This is a genomic window from Micromonospora sp. NPDC049102, assembly GCF_043197485.1.
In the GTDB taxonomy this organism is placed as follows: domain Bacteria; phylum Actinomycetota; class Actinomycetes; order Mycobacteriales; family Micromonosporaceae; genus Micromonospora.
On sequence record NZ_JBICTE010000067.1, the window covers coordinates 1 to 2,154 of the forward strand.

Genomic DNA, 2,154 nt, shown 5'->3' on the forward strand with positions numbered 1-2,154 from the left:
TGGTTGAGTCGGCCCGGGGCGCGGTGGCGGCGTTGCCGCTGCTCCGTTTCCCCGGGCCGCTCTCCGAACCCGGCGTGCGACTTTCACCGCACCGGGCTCTCCACGAGGTCATGCCATCTGGTCGGTGATCTGTAGGGGCCAAGGGGATGGGATCGTGTTGCCTCGCAGCCTGTATCGGCTGACCCGTGTTGAGGCGATGTTGAACAGTTCGATCCCGTCCAGGGCGATGGGACGCCAGCCGTTGGGGCCGCGTAGCCATCGTTGGACGCTTCTCCACGGCATGCGTTGGCGGCGCATCACCCAGTGCACGACGCGCCACCAGACGAAGGTCCGGAGTTTGTCGAAGGTGTGCTTGGCCACCGCGTGTTTGAAGTAGTTCGCCCAGCCACGCTGGATCTGGTTGATCCGGATCAGCGTGGCCCGGTACTCGGCCTGGGACAATCTGCGGGTCAGAGCTCGGATCTTTGCCTTGAAATCGCGGACTGGCCTGTCCGCGATGAAGGTGTAGACGTAGCTCTTCTCCGTTCCCCGTTTACGCATCCACTTGATGTGGAAGCCGAGGAAATCGAACCCGTCGCTCATGTGCACCACCTGAGTCTTCGCCACGGACAGGCGAAGTCCCACGGGTGCCAGCACCCTGCTCACCTCCTCGCGCACCGCTTCGGCGTTGGCTTGGGTGCCGAACACCAGCACGACGAAGTCGTCCGCGTAGCGGACCATCCGCCAGGTGCCCAGCCCGTTGCGACGCCGGGTCTTACGGCGTTCGTGGCTCCATGACCGCCACTGAGCATCGAAGTGCTCATCGAGCACGCTCAGAGCGATGTTGGCCAGCAGCGGTGAGAGAATGCCCCCTTGAGGAGTGCCGGTGAGGCTATCTTCCCGGTCACCGGATCTGGTCATGACTCCGGCTTTCAGGAACGCCTTCACCAAGGCCAACACACGTTTGTCCGAGACCCGTAGACGCATCCGATCCATCAACGCGGTGTGGTCGATGGAATCAAAACACGCCTCGATGTCGGCATCCAGGACCCACTGATAACCCTTCGTGCCCAACATCTGAATCTCGGCGATCGCGTCGTGCGCCCGCCGGTTGGGCCGGAAACCGAACGATGACGGCTTGAAGTCCGCCTCGAAGATCGGCTCCAACACCAGCTTCAGCGCTGCTTGGACCACCCGGTCGGTCACCGTCGGGATCCCCAACTTGCGGACCTTGCCCGACCCGCGCTTCGGAATCAGTTGCTGCCGCACCGGCAACGCCTGAAACTTTCGCGCTTTCAACCGCTCTCGAATGCGTTCCAAGAACGCCTGCTCACCGACCCGTTCCCGAATGTCAAAGACGGTTGAGCCGTCCACACCCGCAGAACGGGCCCCGGCGTTGCCCGCGACCCGGTCGAACGCCACCATCAACGTCGCCGGGTCAAACACCAGGTTGTACAGATCATCGAACCGACGGCCAAGATCGGCCGTCGCCCATTGGTGCAATTTGGTCTGCATCCGTCGTACCCGCGCCTGCGCCAACCCGACGTCAGGCCACGCGCCCGGAACATTCACCCCGGGATCTCCGACCATCACAGTCCCTTCCTTGCTGACCTCGCTGTCGCCCTTCGCCATGCGGCCGGCTCTCCCGACCTCGGACTACTACGGCGACTCCGCCCCGTCACAGCCGGATCGGCCGACGATGGACCCAGCCCCACCCGCGTCGGCTACGCGGTATCAGGCACGCCCGTAACGGTTCCCGTGTTCACTGATCGATCGATCGTCGAAGGAGGCACCCGGCTCTACCCCCGCGGCATCGCCACGACTACCCCGCGGCACTTCGTCGTGGCCTCCAGCCGGCCGTCCACATCACCGACCCGGAGTTCCCCACCCATCAGGGCAGGTACGCACCGCACCCAGCCATCCGCCAGATTCCCAGCTGGTGGTCCATTAGGGGGCTTCACACACCAGTTCCTCACGTACACCTCTCCGACTCGCTAGCCGAACCCGCACCATCTGGCAGTACTGGCACGCCCCGGCGTCGTCAGGGGCCGCTTGCCGCCGAGCCCGGCACCTCCCGGACCCGACTGCCCCTCAGCTTCACCCTCCTGCCGCGACAGGACGGCGGTGGCGGTCTCTCACCTCCACTCGATCAATCAGCGCCTCACGGCGCACGTG

Annotated in this window: 1 protein-coding gene; it reads right to left on the reverse strand. The window is 64.6% G+C overall.

What is annotated here, in order from left to right:
- Window positions 1-108: 108 nt before the first annotated feature.
- Window positions 109-1,611: a group II intron reverse transcriptase/maturase gene (gene ltrA / locus ACGFH9_RS30785; RefSeq protein ID WP_393226378.1), complete on the reverse strand. Its 1,503-nt coding sequence runs from the start codon at window positions 1,609-1,611 to the stop codon at window positions 109-111.
- Window positions 1,612-2,154: the final 543 nt, after the last annotated feature.

Excerpts from the sequence above, each read along its gene's own strand:
- ltrA (WP_393226378.1), bottom strand. The coding sequence starts at position 1,611 with ATGGCGAAGGGCGACAGCGAGGTCAGCAAGGAAGGGACTGTGATGGTC.